This window comes from Cellulomonas sp. P2_B4, from assembly GCF_056404795.1.
In genome coordinates this window covers 278103-297140 of record NZ_JBFUDI010000002.1, presented here as the reverse complement: position 1 = coordinate 297140, position 19038 = coordinate 278103, and the positions used below count along the sequence as shown (strand labels likewise).

The 19038-nt window shown below is 70.8% G+C and carries 13 protein-coding genes; 7 read left to right on the top strand and 6 right to left on the bottom strand.

Annotated elements, in window-relative coordinates; translation table 11 throughout:
• Nucleotides 1-7: 7 nt before the first annotated feature.
• From AC1DZC_RS04025 to AC1DZC_RS04000, 6 genes are all read right to left on the bottom strand, one after another.
• Nucleotides 8-1996 (bottom strand): multicopper oxidase domain-containing protein, encoded by a 1989-nt coding sequence (locus tag AC1DZC_RS04025; protein WP_477042340.1) that lies wholly within the window; start codon nt 1994-1996, stop codon nt 8-10.
• Between the two features lie 37 nt (nt 1997-2033).
• Nucleotides 2034-3323 carry a multicopper oxidase domain-containing protein gene (locus tag AC1DZC_RS04020; RefSeq protein ID WP_477042339.1) on the bottom strand — a complete coding sequence of 430 codons (1290 nt, stop codon included), beginning with the start codon at nt 3321-3323 and terminating at the stop codon, nt 2034-2036.
• 39 nt (nt 3324-3362) lie between these two features.
• Nucleotides 3363-8672: a hypothetical protein gene (locus AC1DZC_RS04015; protein ID WP_477042338.1), complete on the bottom strand. Its 5310-nt coding sequence runs from the start codon at nt 8670-8672 to the stop codon at nt 3363-3365.
• Between the two features lie 152 nt (nt 8673-8824).
• Nucleotides 8825-9961, bottom strand: a complete 1137-nt coding sequence (locus tag AC1DZC_RS04010) for a sensor histidine kinase (protein WP_477042337.1) — start codon at nt 9959-9961, stop codon at nt 8825-8827.
• A complete protein-coding gene (locus AC1DZC_RS04005; protein ID WP_477042455.1) occupies nt 9933-10595 on the bottom strand; it encodes a response regulator transcription factor in 663 nt (220 codons plus the stop codon). Before AC1DZC_RS04005 ends, AC1DZC_RS04010 begins: the two co-directional genes overlap by 29 nt.
• Before the next feature lie 270 nt (nt 10596-10865).
• On the bottom strand, nt 10866-12593 hold the full coding sequence (locus AC1DZC_RS04000) for a M15 family metallopeptidase (RefSeq protein ID WP_477042336.1): 1728 nt from the start codon (nt 12591-12593) through the stop codon (nt 10866-10868).
• Between the two features lie 544 nt (nt 12594-13137).
• Between AC1DZC_RS04000 and AC1DZC_RS03995 the strand changes: the two genes are divergently transcribed.
• From AC1DZC_RS03995 to AC1DZC_RS03965, 7 genes are all read left to right on the top strand, one after another.
• Nucleotides 13138-13311, top strand: coding sequence for a hypothetical protein (locus AC1DZC_RS03995; RefSeq protein WP_477042335.1), 174 nt, complete (start codon nt 13138-13140; stop codon nt 13309-13311).
• 1 nt (nt 13312) lies between these two features.
• Entirely contained in the window at nt 13313-14824 is a 1512-nt protein-coding gene (locus AC1DZC_RS03990; protein ID WP_477042334.1) for an MmgE/PrpD family protein, read from the top strand.
• A complete protein-coding gene (prpB, locus tag AC1DZC_RS03985) occupies nt 14824-15738 on the top strand; it encodes a methylisocitrate lyase (protein ID WP_477039094.1) in 915 nt (304 codons plus the stop codon). The genes AC1DZC_RS03990 and prpB overlap by 1 nt, the downstream gene beginning before the upstream one ends.
• A complete protein-coding gene (locus AC1DZC_RS03980; RefSeq protein ID WP_477042333.1) occupies nt 15735-16916 on the top strand; it encodes a bifunctional 2-methylcitrate synthase/citrate synthase in 1182 nt (393 codons plus the stop codon). Before prpB ends, AC1DZC_RS03980 begins: the two co-directional genes overlap by 4 nt.
• Before the next feature lie 62 nt (nt 16917-16978).
• Nucleotides 16979-17812 carry a formate/nitrite transporter family protein gene (locus AC1DZC_RS03975; RefSeq protein WP_477042332.1) on the top strand — a complete coding sequence of 278 codons (834 nt, stop codon included), beginning with the start codon at nt 16979-16981 and terminating at the stop codon, nt 17810-17812.
• A gap of 65 nt (nt 17813-17877) precedes the next feature.
• A complete protein-coding gene (locus AC1DZC_RS03970) occupies nt 17878-18669 on the top strand; it encodes a PIG-L deacetylase family protein (RefSeq protein ID WP_477042331.1) in 792 nt (263 codons plus the stop codon).
• A 129-nt stretch (nt 18670-18798) separates the two neighbouring features.
• On the top strand, nt 18799-18954 hold the full coding sequence (locus AC1DZC_RS03965) for a hypothetical protein (RefSeq protein WP_477039090.1): 156 nt from the start codon (nt 18799-18801) through the stop codon (nt 18952-18954).
• Nucleotides 18955-19038 lie beyond the last annotated feature (84 nt).

Below are 19038 nucleotides of genomic sequence, written 5' to 3'. Positions count from 1 at the left end.
GGTCTGGTCATGGCGCGTCATAGACGACCCGGAGGAGGTTTCCCCAGGTCGAGAAGGCGGTCGGCGAGGGCGCGGTGAAGCGCTGGGTGTGCACCAGCACCCGCACCTGCCCCTTGTTGGCGCCCGTGCCGACGTACGCGGCTGCGGGGTTGGGCAGCGCCCAGGTCGAGGTGACGTCGGTCGACCCGACGCCCTGGGGCTGGGCGGGCGGCGCGGGCAGCGCCACCCAGCCGGCCGACGTCGACGTCGTGCAGCCGGCCGCACCGGCGATCGTCCAGTTGCAGATCTTCACGGTCTGCTGCGGCAGGTTGGTCGTCAGGGCCGCGCAGGTCCCTGCGGTCGTGGTCGCACAGTTGGCGCCCCGGTACGTGACCTTGAGGTTCTGGGAACCGGCGGGGAGGCCTGTGAACCCGGCGTACCAGTCGGTGGCCAGTGCGGTGACCGTCGCTCCGCTCACGTGCGCGGCCGCCGCCGTGCCGAGCTGACCACGGGACACCGTCCACGTCGTCGTGCCCTGCCCGCCGGTGACCTGCAGGACCTCGTTGTCGATCCGGACGGCGTACGTGCCCGCGGTCGGGAAGCCGGATGCCGAGGCCACCGTGATGCTCGTCGCCGCTGCGGTCGTGGCCGTCGGGCGCGTGGTCGTCTTCGGGTTGACCTGGTAGTACGTGGAGTCGGCCACCCCGAGAGCCGTGACGGCGCCGCTCTTCAGCGCCCCGCCGACGAGCGTGGCGGAGGCCGGGAACGCACTGCAGCCACCCACCGGGTCGACGCGGAGCAGCGTGCCCATGCCGCCGAACCCTTGGTCGAAGTTGGTGAACTCGTTGAGGGCGTGGCTGTGCCAGGGGAAGTACCACTCGCCGCAGATGTTCTGCGACACCGTCCCGGTCGGGAGCGTCCCCTTGTAGCCCAGGTACGGGCTGCCGCTGTAGTAGGTGTTGCCGTCCTTGAAGACGACGTTCCGGTAGTTCGGCGGGGTGAGCGGGAACGGGTTGGTGGTCGGGTTCCAGCTGTCGGTGTCGTCCCAGCGCAGCAGGAAGTCCTCGGTCTGCCCGGAGCCGATCGTCTCGCCGAAGTGCTCCGTCGCGACGACCTGGCGGCCGTCCTGCGCGATCTGCGTGGTGTGGTTGCCGTGCGGGTGGAACGGGTGGTTGAGCAGACCCACGTTGATCATGCGGACGAGGGCGGGCTGGGTGCTGGTCGCCGTGTTCGGCTGGATCCGGACCAGCGAGCCGTACGGCTGGTTCGGCAGCTCGCCCGTGCCGTTGTCCTTGACGGTGTCGGGGAACTCCCGGCCGTTGATCGAGAAGTACCGGTCGTGCTGGGCGTTGAGATCGTAGGTGGCGCCCACCTCGACCGCGTGGTGCAGGTCCGGGTCGAGCTCGCTGAGCAGCAGGAGGTACTCACGGCTGGGGTCGAACTGGGTCGACGCCCCGTAGGCGTAGCCCGCGCCCAGGCTCGGGCGGATCACCAGCGCGCCGTAGAGACCCATCTCGACCTGCTTGGCGACGTCGGAGCCGCTCTCATAGAGGTACGTGCCGGGGCTGCCGGCGACGAAGCTGTAGCTGACTGTCCCCGAGGATGCTGCCGCCTCGGTCGTGAGGAGGCCTGCCGCGCCACCCGTCGCGGTCACGGCGGAGTCCTGGCCGGGGAACACGATCCCCGACGGCTCGGGCAGAGTGTTCGTCAGGTTGACGACCACGGTCTGCCCCTGGGTAGCGCACAGCACGGGGCCGGGGCTCTGGAACTTGCCGTTGTCGGTCGCGTCGGCGTTCGCGTAGCTCCACATGAAGACGCTGTTGCCGTCGGGGGTGTCGATGTAGCCGGGCTTGGCGACCAGGTTGAACGTGTGGGTGCCGCCGGTGATGGTCCCGGGGGTGCAGACCATTCCGGTCTTGGGCGCACCGGCGGGCAGGGCGAGGGCGGCCGACGGTGCGACGGCCATCAGCCCGGCTGCCAGCGCAGCGACGAGGGCGACGTGCCGAGCTGGCCTCATCGTGACCTTCTTTCCGCGTCGCGGGTCCACCGCTCGCTCAGACATAGGTCTGGCTCACGACGGTCTGTGCGGGCAGGGGGGTCTGGTAGACGCGGACCTCGGTCATCATCCCGCCGGCGCCGGGGGGCGCTCCGAAGTTGGTGAGCCTGCGCCAGTCCCGGTTCTTGAGGTAGTAGACGTTGTAGCTGCCGCGCGTGTCCGTGCCCGACGGACGTGCGGCGGAGTAGGCGGGCGCGTCGAAGAGCACGTCGCGGGCCTCACCGGGGCCGATGTAGAGGGTGTTGGTCCAGTACGACGTGTCCGTCCCCCCGACGCCACCGATGCGCAGCAGGGAGGCGTCCTGGCCGATGACGTGCATCGGGATCCCGGGCAGCTGCATGGCGTGCTGCTGGTACCCCAGGTTGGCCAGCCGCAGCAGGACCCGGTCGCCCGGGCTCACCTGGACGAGTGCGGAGTTGGGCTGGCTGTAGTCGAGCGCGTCGTCGTAGTTCGGGTTCGGCGTCGCGATGCGGGACGAGGCCGGCAGGCTCGGCGCGTCGTTGGGGAGCACGGTCTGCGGGTACACGCGACCGTTGAGCGTGAACCACTGCGGGTCGTAGTCCGTCGCGATCGACTCCTGGATGTCCCGGTCGCCGTCGTGGAAGTTGCGCCACAGCTCGTTCAGGAGGATGGCGAAGTGGCGGTGGTAGCCGGTCGACCCGTCGCCGTCGTTGTACGCGAACTTCGTGAACCCGCCGACAGGCGTGCCGTCTTGCAGCGGGCGCACGAAGACGATGCCGGTCATGCCCATCTGCACGTGCTCGACGTCCTCGAAGTGGCAGTGGTACATGTACGTGCCCTCCCGGTGAGGGCGGTAGAAGTAGGTGAACTGCTTGGCGATCGGCACCGCCACGGACACCTCCGGGACGCCGTCGTTGAGCGGTGACGGGATGTCGAACCCGTGCCAGTGGATCGTGTGCGCGTCGGTCAGGTCGGGGCGCTGCACGAGGCCGAGGTTCGTGAGCGTGATCTTGATGTCGTCGTTCTGCAGGAAGTCGAGCGTCGGGGCCGTGTGCTTGGCGTGGCCCTTGTAGGTCGTGATCAGCTGCGAGACCGACAGGCTCGGGTCGACAGGCACGAACCCGAAGATGTAGAGCGGGTTCCCCTCCCGCCCCGGCACCGAGATGTAGCCGTCCGTCGCGACGAGCGACAGCGACGTGCTCGCTGCCGCGGCGGGGACGAGCAGCCCCTGTCCCACCACGTCCGCGGCCACGACCGTGCCGAAGGCGCCGAGGCCCACGAGCTGGAGGAACGCCCTTCGGTCGAGGCCGTTCTGGCGAGGTTCCATCCCACCCTCCTTGGAGGCGATGTCGGTCGGTCGAGCGGGTCAGGGCAGGAGGACGGGGACGCCGATGAGCTCGTCGGCCCCGAGGTCCCACGGCGTCCTGACCCGCAGCGTCCGGAGCATGGGGCGGTACTGGCCGTCGTAGTCGCCGAGACCACCGAGCGAGGGCGTCAGCGTCGGCGCCTGGATCCCGCCACCGGTGCAGGCGCTCAGCGCGCCGGCGGGTGCGGGGAACGCGGTGTTGGAGCAGCGCACACCTCGGTCGACGACGGGCGAAGCGCCCGTGAGGTGGAAGTTGCTCGTGAGCCCGACGGGCGGGTCGCCGGCCGTGAGAGTCACGGCCGCCGTCTGGGGGTCGAGCCGCGACCCGGTGACGGCCAGCTCCGTCGTGATCCCGATCGGGTTCACGAAGAGGGGATCGGAGCTCAGGTTGCCCTGACCGGCCGGCACCGGGTGCAGCACGCCGTTCGGACCGAGGATCTGGCCGTTGGTCAGGTCCGAGTACCGCGGCGTGAACGAGTCGGCGTTGGTCGTCGTCCCGTGGATCTCGAGGTCGATGACCCCCTGGGGGACGAGGGTCGCGCCAGGTCCGGGCTGGCTCAGTGTGTAGGCGGTGTTGTTCCAGAACACGTTGTTGAACAGTGCGGCGGGCCGGGAGAAGTCCGGAGACCCGGGAGGCAGGGTCGCCTGGAACAAGGGGTCGTTGCCCTCCGAGGCCAGGCCGGCCGAGTGCGCGTTGCCGTCGGAGTTCTCCGAGGAGGCGGTCGAGACGTTGTTCGCGATCGTGGTGTTGATGATCCGGACGTTGGAGGCGTCGTCGAGCATGATGCCGCCCGCGATGTCCGCCGCGCCGTTGTCGACGATCAGGTCGTCGCGCAGGTTGATGGCGGCGCTGAACGGGTCGAGCACGAACACGCCACCACCGTCGTCGCCGCTGAAGTTCGCGGTGATGAGGTTGCGGTCGACGTTGACCGGACCGGTGCCCGCGCCGAGACCGCCGCCCACGGGCAGCTCGGACTCGATCGCGACACCGCCGCCGGAGTCCACCGCGTCGTTGTAGTAGATCTGGTTGTCGTGGATGTTGCCGTTGGGGCTGAGCCCGATGTGCGACAGACCGGCGCCGTAGTTCACGCTGAAGTTCGAGCACAGGATGCTGCCGGCCACCTCGTAGCCGTTGGAGTTGTCGAAGATCCCGAGACCGCCGGCCTGGGTCAGGCCGCCGTTCCCGAGGAAGCGGTCGTTGGCGACCTTGACGTTGAAGTTGTGGCTGGCCGGTGCGTACGGCTGCCCGATGGCCATGCCACCCGCGACCACGCCGCCGTTGTTCTCGAGCACGGTGTTGGTGACCTGCAGGTTGTTGACGTTCGCCTGGACCTGGATGCCCCCGGCACCCTCGCCCTGACCGGTCATGAGGCCGACGCCGTCGGCGCGCGCCGCGCTGAAGACGCCGATCGTGCCGGCGGGGACGTTGTACGCGGCCGCAGTCTGCGCCACGAGGGTCAGGTCGGCGCCGCGCAGGACGGTCGGCATCGTCGGATCGACCGCGTACGGCGCGTGGGCCGCGATCGTGGCGTCGTAGGCCGTCGCGTTCTGCTGGAAGTAGCGGCCGTCGATCACAGAGCCACGCACGTTGAAGCGCGGGTCCTCAGGGTCACGCGCCTGCAGCTCGTGGGCGCCGATGATGCCGCCGGCTCCGACGCCCTGGATCTTGAGCGGCTTCCACTGCACGACGTTCTCGTTGTAGACGCCGGGGCGGAGCACCAGCAGGCTGCCGGCCGCTGCGCCGTCGATCGCGTGCTGGAGGGCGTGCGCGTCCGTGCCGGCGCCGGGCGGGGGAGCCGCGACATTGACCACGGGCGGGTTGTAGGTGATGCCGCCGCCGGTGCCGAGGGCGTGCACGGTGATGCCGTTGACGGTGGACACGCCGCCGTTCGCGTTCGCCGTCGTGATGGACAGCTGCTTCTGACCCGCGGGGAAGAGGACGCTCAGAGCAGGCACCTGGATGACGATCGTGTCCGGAGTCGCACCGGTTCCCGGGGTCCAGCTCACGACCCCGCCGTTGGCGCGCGTCAGCGTCGTCGTGGCACCCGTCCGATCGTCGGTGAGCGTCACGCGCCCGCCGGTGGCGCCGGTCGGGCCGGCCGTCCCGATGAAGTCGGCGAGGATCGTGATCCGCCGCGGGTTCGCGGCGTTGCCGCCGTTGCCGGGCGCCGCGTTGGGCACGTACGGCGTCGAGATCTGGAGCAGCTCGGGCCGTGCCGGGACGGCCGGGTCCTCGCAGCCCGTGCCGGAGATCGGGTCCAGCGGCAGGTCGAGCTGGGTGCTCAGACCGGGCCACGCCTCAGCCGGGGTCGTCGCGGTGAGCAGGTTCGGGTTGTACCCGGCGTTCTTGGCCGTCGTCGTGCCGGGGTCGTCGACCTTGACCAGGTACATCCCGGGGCACGGCCCCTGGGGGATCGGGCAGTTGAAGGTCTCGGTCGACGGCACGAGCGCTTCGAACGAGCCGTCCGGGCTCGTCGTCACCGTGGTGAGCAGGCGCCAGTTGTTGGCGTCGTACGGGGCGTTCACGTTCGGCGTGGCGCAGCCGGGCTCGTCCGCCGGGCAGACCGTGTCGACCCGCGCGTAGATGCCGACCGGGATGCCGGCGATCGGCCGGGGCTCGCCGTACCAGGGGGACTGCGGGTCCCGTTCGAAGTAGATGTCGTTGAACACCTGCCCGACCAGGCGGCCCGGCTCCTGCACGTCACCGGTCCGCGTGTCCGTGTCGTCCGACCCGTTGGGATCGGTGCGGAAGTTCGTCATCAGGTTGAAGTCGGCGTTGGCGTTCTGCCCGTTGGTCAGGACGATGAGGCGCTTGTCGCACAGGGGTGCGTGCGCGCCCGCCACGCCGTAGTACGTGCTCCGGGTGACCAGCGAAGTCTGGTCGATGACGTGGTTGTCACCGGTGCACGCGGGCGGCGGGATGGCCGGCGTGAACTTGTTGCCGAGGTCCACGTTGACGTCCTCCTCCCGGACAGGCCGGTAGAGGCAGCCGTCGCCGTCGCCCGGGATAGCGCCCTTGGCGCTGCTGACGTTCTTGAAGCCGTTCGCGTTCGTCGGGTTGCACGCCCGGGTGTCCTGCTCGTCCTTCGGCATGACGACGTGGGTGATGTAGGTGCCTGCGACGAGCGGGCTCGGGTCGGAGCCGCCGACGCACGTGCCGTCGTCGTTCGCCAGGTCGTACCCGTTCGGGCAGTAGTCGGCGAACGCGTAGCCGCCGTCGAAGGCTCCGTCCTTGGTGTGCGCACCGGTGAGCGGGACCTCGAGGCAGTTGGGTCCGATCTTGTCGGCGAACTGGTCGGTGATGTCCGTCCCGGTGAAGTCACGGATCGGGTTGCAGTTCTGGGTGAACGCGTTGCCGTCCGCCTGCGGGTCCTGGCTCGCGTTCGGTTGCTGCCAGTGGTCGGTCACGTACTTGTTGAGCACGACGTCGTCGGCCGTGTTCGGTTGCCCGTCGGCGCCGAGCCCTTCGAGGAGCACAGTCACGTCGGGAACGGCCGGCTCGTAGTCCTCGTGGGCCTGGAAGCGCGCGTCGAACTCGTTGCGGGTGGTCGAGAAGTAGGTGATGCCGACGATCTGCCCCGGCGTCCCGGCCGGGTAGTCGCGCTTGCCCCAGTCCACGGTCGCTCGGTGGCCCTCGAGCAGGAGCTGGTTGGTCAGCAGGCCGCCGCCCTGGTCCGTCGGGACGCAGGTGTCGGCCGGTGTCACACCGGGCGCGGTCGCGCACGACGGCGTCACGGCGTCGGTGATCTCGTCGTGAGCCGACGGTCCGGGGTAGGCGGAGAACCGCGCGAAGCCTTGCTCGTTGACGATCCAGCGGCCGAGGGCGCCCCCCTCGGCGGTCGGGTACGAGTAGTAGCCCTGCGAGTCGGTGAACGTCGCTTCCTTGATGGACCCGTCGCGCCACCGCTGGTCCACGTCGGTGTTGCCGATGAGCGTCTCGCCGGGATCGAGCATGCCGTTCCCGTTCTGGTCCTTGTAGACATGGCCGTCGAGCCAGCCGAACCAGCGGGAGACGCCGACGCCGCTGCTGCCGTCGTCGCCGGTCTCGTTGACGTCGACGGACTCGCCCGGACCGACCGTGATGGGCTTGAACCGCATGATGTAGCTCAGCTGCTCGTCCCAGATCGCCAGGTTGTACGTGCCGGGCGGCACGCCTTGGATGTCGAAGTTGCCCTCCCCGTCGCCCTGGCCGATGTAGACCGTGCGGTCGGTCGTGCTGTCGGAGAGGGCGACGAACGGGTTCTCGACGGGGTCGTTGAAGGTGCCTGTCGTGTAGGGCGCCCATTCCACCCAGTTGCGTGCCGTGCCGGTGATCTCGCCGGTCCCCGTCGAGGCGAACGCCTGCGGTGCGCAGACGAACCCGAACCAGTACGCCGTGCGGTTGTTCGGTGCCTCCCAGAGCTGCTCGCCGGGCGCGCCGGTTCCGTCGCTGCCCTCCTCGACCGAGGCGAGCAGCTGGAGCCCGCCGTCGATCGTGGTGGTCTGGTACCACTGGCTGCTCGGGTCGGCGTTGCAGGGGCCCTCGGGCGGGTGCACGTCGATGAAGTACGTGGCCGGCCCGAGGTTGTCGAGCTGGACGAAGCCGTCGCCAGCCGTCAGGCACGTGCCTCCGCAGAGCGGGTCGTTGTTGTAGTCGACCGTGACCGCGCTGTGGGTCTGCTCCTCGAGCCCGACCTGGAACCCTTCCAGACCGCCTTCCTCGGTGTCCGGGGCGCCGTTGGCCCAGGCGGTGTCCTGGAACACGAAGACCCGGATCTTTCCGAGCGGGAGGGGGTGGTCGTCGCTCTGCACGGACAGGTCGATCCGTGCGGTGAGGGAGCCGTCGGCCGCCGTAGAGGGCAGCGTGATGTGCTGGCCCCACATCTTGTGATCGAGCGAGCGCACGGAGATCAGGTACCGTCCGGCCGGCAGGTTCACCGCGGTGCGGTCCTGGTCCCCCTCGGCGACGATCGCGCTGTTGCTCTCCGTGCTGACGGCCAGCGGATCGTCGGGCAGCTTCGAGTTGTCGACGTTGATGATGTAGGTGAAGTCGCCGAGCGGGGCTCCGGTCGGCAGGTCCCGAGCGTCCACGGTGACCGCGCAGCCCGCCGCCGGACAGGTCGTGGCGGCCTGGGCGACCGGCGTGGTCGACGGTGCCAGCGCGGCGACGCAGGTGACGAACGCCGTCGCCAGGGCGACGACCGCACCCCGCACCACCTCGTGCCAGCTGTGCGCCCTGCGGCCGGGTCGCGACGGGGGAGCCGTCGCGTCGTCGGCCCCCGCTTCAGAGCGAGGGCTGCCGGAACCGTCGACCGACCCGTATCCGCGCATGGTCACACCTTCCAGGCGGCGCTCCGTTGCGGGCGGCCGTGCCCGTGGGATGCGTCGGCGCCTCCATGGAAGCGGTTGCGACGATGGCGGCGTGGGTTCCTGACCGAGATGTCATCGCGTCGTCACAGCGCGGTCATGCGCCGCTCACAGGCTCAGCCCTGCGTGGCGGTCAAAGGGTCGTGTCGACCTCGAGCCGGGGGCTCGGCGATCTCTTTGGCGAGGGTCTCGCTCGTCGCCGCCGTGGTCAGCCGGAGAGCCGGGACCGACATCAGCAGCAGAGCGCCGCCCTCGCTCGACCGCCCGGCGATCAACCGTCCGCCCCGAGCCGAGACGAGGTTGCGCACGAGGCTCAGGCCCAGACCCGTCTGGGAGAGCTCGTCGCGCGGCGTGCGCAGGTCGTCGTCGGAGTCGTTGATGACAGCAACGAGCTCGGCGCTCAGGCCGGACCCGGAGTCCGCGACCCCGAGCACGACCTGGTCGCTCTCTCGCGCTCCGATGAGGCGCACCGTGTCGCCGTCCCTCGTGTAGCGGACGGCGTTCTCGATCAGGGTGTCCAGGCACGCGCGGATCCGCTCCGCGGAACCCTCGTACCGCCCGGCGTGGGCCTCGACCACCCAGTGCCGGTCCGCGACCTGGGTCCACCGCTCGGTCGTCTGGTGCAGGATCTCGTCGAGATCGACCGGTCCCATCTCGCGGCCGCCCTGCAGCCGGATCACCCGTACCAGCCGTTCGGTCACCCTCGTCAGCCGGTCCAGCTCGTCGTCGACGATGGCCAGGTCGTGGGCCTGCTCGGGTTCCTGCTCCCGGCTGAGCATCAGCTCGACGTAGCCGCGCGCGATGGTCAGCGGTGTCCGCATCTCGTGGGAGGTCAGCCTGGTCAGTCGCTGGTTGTCCTGGGCCCGCTTCCGCTCGCGCTCGGCCATCACCGTGAGCTCGGCCAGCGCGGCCTGCCGCCGCCGCACGTGCCAGACCATGAGCACCATGAGAAGCGACATCAGGGGTATCTCGGCAGTCTCCTGCCAGCTGAGGACCCCCGTGGCCGCCCGGTCGATGAGGATCGCCCCCGTCGCCACGGCGTAGATCACCAAGCCGGTGACGGCGCGGCGCAGCCGCCAGTTGCCGAGTCCGTACAGGAGCGCGAACCCTGCCCAGGCGACGTGGTACGGGATGGTCTCGTTGCCGGGCGACATCCACATCAGCCACGTGCACACGACCGCCAGCGCGAGCCAGGGGTAGTACAGGTCCCGCCGGACGGGCTCGTCACTCAGCGGCGAAGCAGTAGCCCACACAGCGGATCGTCTCGATCGGGGGCTCCGGCTGCAGCTTGTTCCGCAGCCGTCGGACGCAGACCTCGACGATGTTGCTCCCGGGATCGAAGTCCAGGCCCCAGACGTCGTGCACGAGCTCGGAGCGTCGGCACACCTCTCCGCGTCGGCGCATCAGGTGCGCCAGCAGCGAGCACTCGCGCTCGGTGAGGGACACCTCGCGGTCGGCGACGATCGCGCAGCGTCGCTCGAGGTCGAGCCTGATGCCTCCCGCCGTCAGGAACCTCGGTTCTGCCCGTGTCACGGTCGCGGCCTCGAGGTGTCGCCGCGTCCGGGCGAGCAGCTCGACGAGCGAGAACGGCTTGGCGACGACGTCGACCGCGCCGCGGTCGAGCGCCTGCACGCGGGTCGCGACGTCGGTCACTCCGGTCAGGACGATGACGGGGGTGCCGTCCTCGCGCTGGCGCATCGACGACAGCACCGTGGAGCCGTCGCAGCGCGGCATGACCAGGTCGAGGAGCACGAGGTCGACGTCCTCGGAGGCCAGCCAGTCGAGCGCCCGGAAGCCGTCGGCGGCGGACACCACGTTGTGTCCCGCCGACGACAGCGACCGGCTGACGAGAGCGCGGATGCGCTCCTCGTCGTCGACGACCATCACCGTGCTCAACGGGTCCGCACCTCCTCGACCCTGACCCGCGGACTGTCCGTACCCGACGGGCCCGTCTCGGCTCCGCGCGCCGCAGCCGACGCCCCCTGTGGGGCCACCCCGACGCTGCCGGCGTAGGGATGACCCGAAAAACTGGACGGTTAGGCCCACCTTGGCCCGGACAAGTGGGGTGCAACAGGGGCAAATCGGGTGAAGTTGGCACGTGACCGGTGGCTGGTCGCAGGCTCAGGCTCGACGGGGACCCGAAGGACGCGGCCGTGGTCAGCTGTCGGTCGTCGCCGCCGTGCTCGGAGCTGCCGGTTCGGCCTGATCGTCGACCGCTGGATCTGGCTGGGCCGGGCACGGCGGCAGCGGTGGCTCGTCGCTCGCAGCCGCCGGCTCGAGCTCGGCAGCCGGCGACGGAGGGGGCGTGGACGACGCGCCGTCCGCCTGGGGAGCCGCCTCGGAGACCACCGGAGGGTCGTTCGGCGAGCCCGGGATCGTCTGGTCTTCGCACGTGGGGCCCACATGCTCGGCGACGTCGGGAGAGTCTGGAGCGTCCGGTGGTGCCGGGTCGGGGAGCGAGGGTTCGAGGAGCGCGGGAGATGTCGGCTGTTCCGTGTGCTGGTCCTCGATCGGCTCGGCGACGGGCACGAGCGGGGGCGCCACGTCGGACGGCGGTCCCGCCGACGGGCTGGGCACCACCGGAGCGGCGACCGGTTCCGTGACGAGCGGAAGCACCACGGGCGAGCCCTCGGCCCGAGCCGGCGATGACCTCGACGGGTGGTGGTCGGTCGTCCCGAACTCCCAGTGCCACGGTTCGTGCGGTCCGACTCCGTCCCGGTCCATGTACGCGGGGTGGTGCCAGCCATACCGCGCGGCGTGTTCCTCGAGCCAGGCGTACTGGGGCGAGTCGTAGGACTCGACGCCGCCACCGAGGTCGACCGCCAACCCCCACCCGTGGTTCGAGGTCCCGGGAAGCGCCGCGAGAAACGGCTTGGCTGCCTTCACGGCGAACTGGCCACCGAGGCTCCTGTACGAGTCGGTGAGGGCCAGGTCGGTGCCCAGCGCAGCACGGAATGCGACGTTCAGCTCGTGGAGCGCGTCGGCCGCATCGCAGCGCAACCGGTGGCCCGGCGCAAATGTCACTGGACAGAGCACCTCGAGCGGGATCATGCCGTTGGCGTAACCGTCCGTGGTGCGGGCCCCCCGGGACCGATCGGCCGCCGGCTCGTCGGCGTCGAGCGCGTGCGTGGCCGCCGGCTCGTCGGCGTCGCGCGCGTGCTCGGTGATCGAGTGCAGGGCTGCCGCCAGGTCGCGGGACTGGGCGGCGTACCGAGCCGACGGCTCGACGGATCGCGCCGCGGCGGCGAGGTGCACCAGCCTGGCTGCGCGGTCGAGCCGCCCGACGAGCTCGTGGTCCGGCCAGGCGGCGCGGTCGGGTGCGGCGGACTGGACGGCGTGCTCGCAGATCTCCACGGCGGCCGCGAGGACGGCATGCTCGGCGTGCAGCACCAGGCTCCGCCCTGCGGCCAGGTCGTGCTCGTCGAGGGCGTTCTGCAGCTCGATGAGGATCGCGTCGATGTGGGCGTGCGTCTGGGCCGGATGAGGGGACTCGTCGGCCGGCGCACGAGCAGCGACCTGGACGACCGTCATCGATCGCCCAGGCTCTGGCTGGACTGGCGAGATCGTTCCGGCCAGAACCGCCGCCGCGGTCCGCACGCTCGCCGCCCGACGGACGAGCAGCGGGAGCTCGTCAGCCTCGTCGGGCCACGTGATGTGAGCCTCGGCCTCCCGGTCCGGTGCGTTCGCCAGGATCAGCTGCAGCCGCTGCTCGTGCGCGGAAGAGGTCCATGACGCGGAGACCAGTGCCGACCCTCCCGCGATCAGCGCCAGCGCGGTCGACGCGCCCACCACCCGGAGCGCGATGCCGGAGCGGCGGCGCAGCGAGGGCGGCACGAGATTCGGGATCGCAGCATGACCGGTGCGCTGGCCGGACGACGGGATCATCAGGGGATGTCGAATGCGTCGGTGTCGAGGGTGTCGTTGGCCAGGCCGTGGCTGGTGCCCTCCGCCGCGACCCGCCACCCAGGAGTCCCTGTCGCGGCAACCGCCAGCTCGCGCATGTGCTGCACCCCTTCGGCCCACCGAACGCTATGAGTCCCCAAGGTCGCCCCTGTGGGTCGTGGATCGGCGCTGAATGTCGAGGCCGTCACGTGCTCGTCATCTCGGCGTCATCGTGCGGACGCGGCGTGCCACGGGCTGAATCCACCGCTCTCGTGCTCCGGGCCCGACCAGAATCCGTGCGCTCCACGTTCGACGGCGACACCGTGCGGCTCGGCGGTGCGCGCGCCGCGGGGTGGGTCGACCCGACGGCGGAGCGCTCCTGGTGACGCGGGTCCCGGCTGTCGTCGGCACCCGGCCCTCCCGCTCGGAATCGACCAATGGGTCGCCACGCCAGGGCGCTGCAACCCGTGGCTGTGCCCGGTCGCATCCCGGGATCGCGCCGCAGGCCGCAGAATGCGCGCAAGGACGCGGACCCGCGAGCGATGCCATGTTGCTCGACGACTACCTCGCCGAGACGATGGAGCTGCTCGGCGGGGACGACGTCGAGGTGCTGGTCGAACGTGCGAGGGTGCGACGAGACGCTCAGCGCCCCGACGAGGTCGGCGTCACCGAACGGTTCAACGACATGATGCGCGGCACAGCCGCACCCAGGAAGGCGTGACGTGAAGCTCCACGAACTGCGTACGTACAAGAGCTCCGAGCCGCTGCCGCGCGAGCAGCAGCTGGCCTGGAAGATCGCCGAGGTCGCCGCGGACCCGGTGGCCGTCGACGCCGACGTCACCGAGATGATCGTGAACCGGTTCATCGACAACGCGTCGGTCGCGGTCGCGTCGCTGAAGCGCGCGCCCATCGTCGCGGCCCGCGGTCAGGCGCAGGCCCACCCGGTCGGCCCGGCGTCCGGGGGAGCGGGCGCGACGGTCTTCGGCATCGACGGGCGGTACGGGCCGGAGTGGGCCGCGTACGCGAACGGCGTGGCGGTGCGCGAGCTCGACTACCACGACACGTTCCTGTCGGCCGAGTACTCGCACCCGGGCGACAACATCCCGCCGATCCTCGCGGTCGCCCAGCACACCGGCGCGGACGGCACCGCCCTCGTGCGCGGCATCGCCACCGGGTACGAGATCCAGGTCGACCTGGTGAAGGCGATCTCGCTGCACGCCCACAAGATCGACCACGTCGCCCACCTCGGTCCGTCCGCGGCCGCGGGCATCGGCACGCTGCTCGGGCTGCCGGTGGAGACGATCTACCAGGCGATCGGCCAGGCCCTGCACACCACGACGGCCACGCGGCAGTCGCGCAAGGGCGAGATCTCGACCTGGAAGGCGTCCGCCCCGGCGTTCGCCGGGAAGATGGCGATCGAGGCGGTCGACCGGGCCATGCGCRGCCAGACGAGCCCGTCGCCGATCTGGGAGGGCGAGGACGGCGTCATCGCGTGGCTGCTGGACGGGCCCTCGGGCCGGTACGAGGTGCCGCTGCCGGAGAAGGGCGAGGCCAAGCGCGCGATCCTCGACACGTACACCAAGGAGCACTCGGCGGAGTACCAGGCGCAGGCGTGGATCGACCTGGCCCGCGCGCTCGGCGCGAAGCACCCCGAGATCCGCGACCCCGCCAACGTCGAGCGGATCGTGCTGGCCACGAGCCACCACACGCACTACGTGATCGGGACGGGCGCCGACGACCCGCAGAAGTTCGACCCCGAGGCCAGCCGCGAGACCCTCGACCACTCCATCGCGTACATCTTCGCGGTCGCGCTGCAGGACGGGTCGTGGGACCACGACCTCTCGTACGCGCGGTCGCGGGCGACCCGCGCCGACACGGTCGCGCTCTGGCACAAGATCAGCACCGTCGAGGACCCGGAGTGGACGCGGCGGTACCACTCGAACGACCTGACCGAGAAGGCGTTCGGCGGCCGCGTCGAGATCGACCTGGTGGACGGTGGACGGATCGTCGACGAGATCGCGCTCGCCGACGCCCACCCGCTGGGCGCGCGACCCTTCACGCGGCCCGACTACGTGCGCAAGTTCCGCACGCTGGCCGGTCCCGTGCTGTCGGAGGGCCAGATCGACGACTTCCTGGCGCTCGCCGAGCGGCTGCCGTCGTTGACCGCGGCCGAGGTCGGCGACCTCAACGTCCTGGTCGCGGACCTGCCCGAGGCCCCGAAGGGACTCCTCTGATGCTGCACTCAGGCGTGAGCGCTGCCGACAAGCGCGCGTCGTTCCGTGCGCGACTGGCCCAGGGTGACCTCCTGCGGATGCCCGGCGCGTTCAACCCCCTGAGCGCGGCCCTCATCCAGGACAAGGGCTTCGAGGGTGTCTACATCTCCGGCGCCGTGCTGTCGGCGGACCTGGGCCTGCCGGACATCGGCCTGACGACGCTGACCGAGGTTGCGCAGCGCGGCGGGCAGATCGCCCGGGTCACCGACCTGCCCACCCTGATCGACGCGGACACGGGATTCGGCGAACCGATGAACGTCGCCCGGACCGTCCAGGTGCTCGAGGACGCCGGCATCTGCGGCATGCACCTCGAGGACCAGGTCAACCCGAAGCGCTGCGGGCACCTCGACGGCAAGGAGGTCGTCGACGAGGCCACGGCGCTCAAGCGCATCCGCGCGGCCGTCGAGGGTCGTCGCGACCCGAACTTCCTCGTCATGGCGCGCACCGACATCCGGGGCGTCGAGGGGCTGGGCGCCGCCGTCGACCGAGCCAAGGCGCTGCAGGACGCGGGCGCCGACGCGATCTTCCCCGAGGCGATGGCGTCGCTGGAGGAGTTCGAGGCGATCCGGGCCGCGGTGAGCGTGCCGATCCTGGCCAACATGACCGAGTTCGGCAAGAGCGAGCTGTTCACCACGGCTCAGCTGGCCGACGTCGGCGTGAACATCGTCATCTTCCCGGTGTCTCTGCTCCGGCTGGCGATGGGCGCGGCCGAGCGCGGCCTGGAGACGATCCTCGCCGAGGGGTCGCTGACCACGAAGGTGCCCGAGATGCAGACCCGCGCCCGCCTCTACGAGCTGCTCGACTACGAGGCCTACTCCACCTTCGACTCCGGAATCTTCACGTTCGACCTGGACAACAACAGGAGCGGTGCATGAGCGACATCAAGAAGGGGCTCGCCGGCGTCTACGCCGACGTCACGGCCGTCTCCAAGGTCAACCCCGAGACCAACTCGCTGCTCTACCGCGGCTACCCCGTGCAGGAGCTGGCGTCCACGCAGCCGTTCGAGGCCGTCGCGTACCTGCTGTGGCACGGAGAGCTTCCCGACGAGGAGCAGCTCGCGGTGCAGAGGGCGGCGGAGCGGCCGCTGCGCGCCCTCGATACCGACGTCCGCACGATCCTGGACCTGCTCCCGCTCGACGCGCACCCGATGGACGACCTGCGCACCGCCGTGAGCCTCCTGGGTGCCGTCGACCTCGCCGGCTCGGGTTCGGTGCTCGACGCGAGCGGGAGCGCCGACGACAACCTCGCGCGCAGCCTGCAGCTGTTCGCGGCGCTGCCCGCGATCGTCGCCTACGGCCAGCGGCGTCGTCGCGGGCTGGACGTCGTCGAGCCGCGGGACGACCTGGACTACGCGGCCAACTTCCTCTGGATGACCTTCGGCGAGGAGGCCGACGAGGCCGTCGTCGACGCCTTCAACCAGTCGATGGTGCTGTACGCCGAGCACTCCTTCAACGCGTCGACGTTCACCGCGCGCGTGGTCACCTCGACGCTCAGCGACCTCTACTCGGCCGTCGTCGCCGCGATCGGTGCCCTGAAGGGCCCGCTGCACGGCGGCGCCAACGAGGCGGTGATGCACATCTTCGACGAGATCGGCTCCGCGGAGAACGTGTCCGCCTGGCTCGACACGGCCCTCGGCGAGAAGCGCAAGATCATGGGCTTCGGGCACCGGGTCTACAAGCGCGGGGACTCCCGGGTGCCCACCATGAGGGCGGCGCTCGAGGACCTCGTCGAGCACTACGACCGGCCGGACGTCCTGGCGCTGTACACGGCGCTGGAGGAGGACTTCGTCGCACGCAAGGGCATCTACCCCAACCTCGACTTCCCGTCCGGGCCGGCCTACAACCTCATCGGCTTCGACACCCCGACGTTCACGCCGATCTTCGTCGCGTCGCGCATCACGGGGTGGACCGCGCACATCCTCGAGCAGGCGGCGTCCAACGCCCTCATCCGCCCGCTGTCGGAGTACGTCGGCCCCGACGAGCGGCACATCGAGGGCTACGTCCCGCACGCCCACGAGCTCGCCATCGCCGACCGCCCGGACGAGGCGGGCTGACACCCCGAACAGGTGCCGATCGGCCCTGATGCGCGGCGGTGCCTGCGTGCCACCGTTCTGGTGTGCTGACGATCGACGACGCCATGGACCACCAGGCCGACTACGCCGCGGCGAAGGTGGGTCTGACCCGCCGCCCCCTGGCCTACCTCGTGCAGGCCGCGCTCGCGGGGTCGTTCATCGGCGTCGCCGTCGTGCTGATGGTCTCCGCGGCCGGGGGCCTCGCCCTCGCGGGGTCGCCCTGGACCCGGCTCGTGCAGGGGCTGGTGTTCGGCGTGGCCCTGACGCTGGTGTTCAGCGCCGGCGGCGAGCTCGCGACCTCGAACATGATGACCTTGACGCAGGGCGCGATCCGCCGGTCCATCGGGTGGTGGGCCGCGGGCGTGACGCTGATGTTCTCGTTCGTCGGCAACCTCGTCGGCAGCGTGCTGTTCGCGGGGATGGTGCACGCGACCGGGCTGCTCGAGCCCGAGACCCCCGCGGGCACGATGCTCGCGAGCCTCCTGGCGGCCAAGAGCCACGAGTCCGGGGGACAGCTGTTCTGGCGCGGGGTGCTCTGCAACATGCTCGTCTGCCTGGCGATGTGGTCCGCGGCCCGGCTGCGCAGCGAGGGCGCCAAGCTCGTCGTCATCTTCTGGTGCCTGCTCGCGTTCATCACCTCGGGCTTCGAGCACGTGGTCGCCAACATGACGACGTTCTCTCTCGGCCTGTTCGGCGACGTCCCCGGAGCGACGGTCGAGGCGTTCGGCCGCAACCTCCTGCTCGTCGGCGTGGGCAACCTCGTGGGCGGCGCGGTCGTCGTCGGTGCTGCCTACGCGCTGGTCGCGGGCCGCGAGGCGCGTCCCGGCGCAGTCGCCGACCGCGACGGGGCGTCCGAGCTCGCCGACCGCCCCGCCTGACTGCGGGAACCGACCGGTCGAGCAAACGGGTTGCTCCCACCGCGCGGTCCGGCCACGGTGGAGCCATGGAACCGGTCCCCGCGGCGCACGGTCTCGCCGTGTGCGTCGCGCACCCCGACGACGAGGCCTACGCGGTCTACGGCACGGTCGCGCTGCACCGCGACGACCCCGAGTTCCGGCTCACCGTGCTGCACGCGACGGACGGTGACGCGGGGGAGATCGCCCCGGGCGTCGACGCCACGCCCGAGACGCTCGCGGCGGTCCGTCGTGAGGAGTCACGACGGGGGTGGCTCGCGGCCGGGGTCGCGCCGGCCCGGCACGACTTCCTCGGGCTGCCGGACGGTCGCCTCCCGGACGCGCCGTTCGACGAGCTCGTCGACACCGTCGCGAGGTTCCTCGACGAGGAGCGTCCGGCGGTCGTGATGACCTTCGGTCCCGATGGCGTCACCGGCCACCCCGACCACGTGACGATCGGCCGGGCGACGGACCTGGCGTTCGAGCGGGTGCGCCGGGACGGCGGGCCGGGCCTGCACCGGCTCGTGCACGGCGGGATCCCGACGGCGCTCTTCGAGCGGATGCAGGCGTCGCTGGCCCGGCACGGCAAGCCGCTCTGGGACCCGAACCGCACGTACCACCTGCGCGGCTTTCCCGACGAGCTGCTCGGGATCACCGTCGACTCACGTCCGGTCGCGCAGGCGGTCGTCGACGGTCTGCTCGAGCACCGCACCCAGCGCCACGTCCTGTGGGACGGGTCCGACGACCTGTGGCGGCGCACGGTCGGCGTCGAGAACTACGCGATCGCGTGGCCGCCGGGACGACCGGACCCGGTGCTGACGGACGTGTTCGAGGGGTTGTGACGCCACGAGCGAACGGTCGCACGACGTGCGGCGACGCCCGACCGGGACGACGATGCAGATGTCCCGATCAAGCAGCGGTGGGGACCACACCGGCGACGGCGACGTCGCCTCGTCCAGGAAGGCACGGCCGTGGCTCTGTGGCTCATCCTCATCATCATCGGTGTCGTCATGATCATCCTGGGCGTCGCCGTCACCGCAGCGAAGGTGCTGCTGTGGATCGGCATCGCCCTCCTCGTGATCAGCCTGATCGGCTGGCTGCTCGGACGGGGCAGGTCGCGCGCTTAGGCGCCGCCGCGGACGCCTCCGGTCCCGGCGTGGGACCGGAGGTCGTGCACGAGCTCGGACTCGTCGTGACGTTGCACTCGTCGC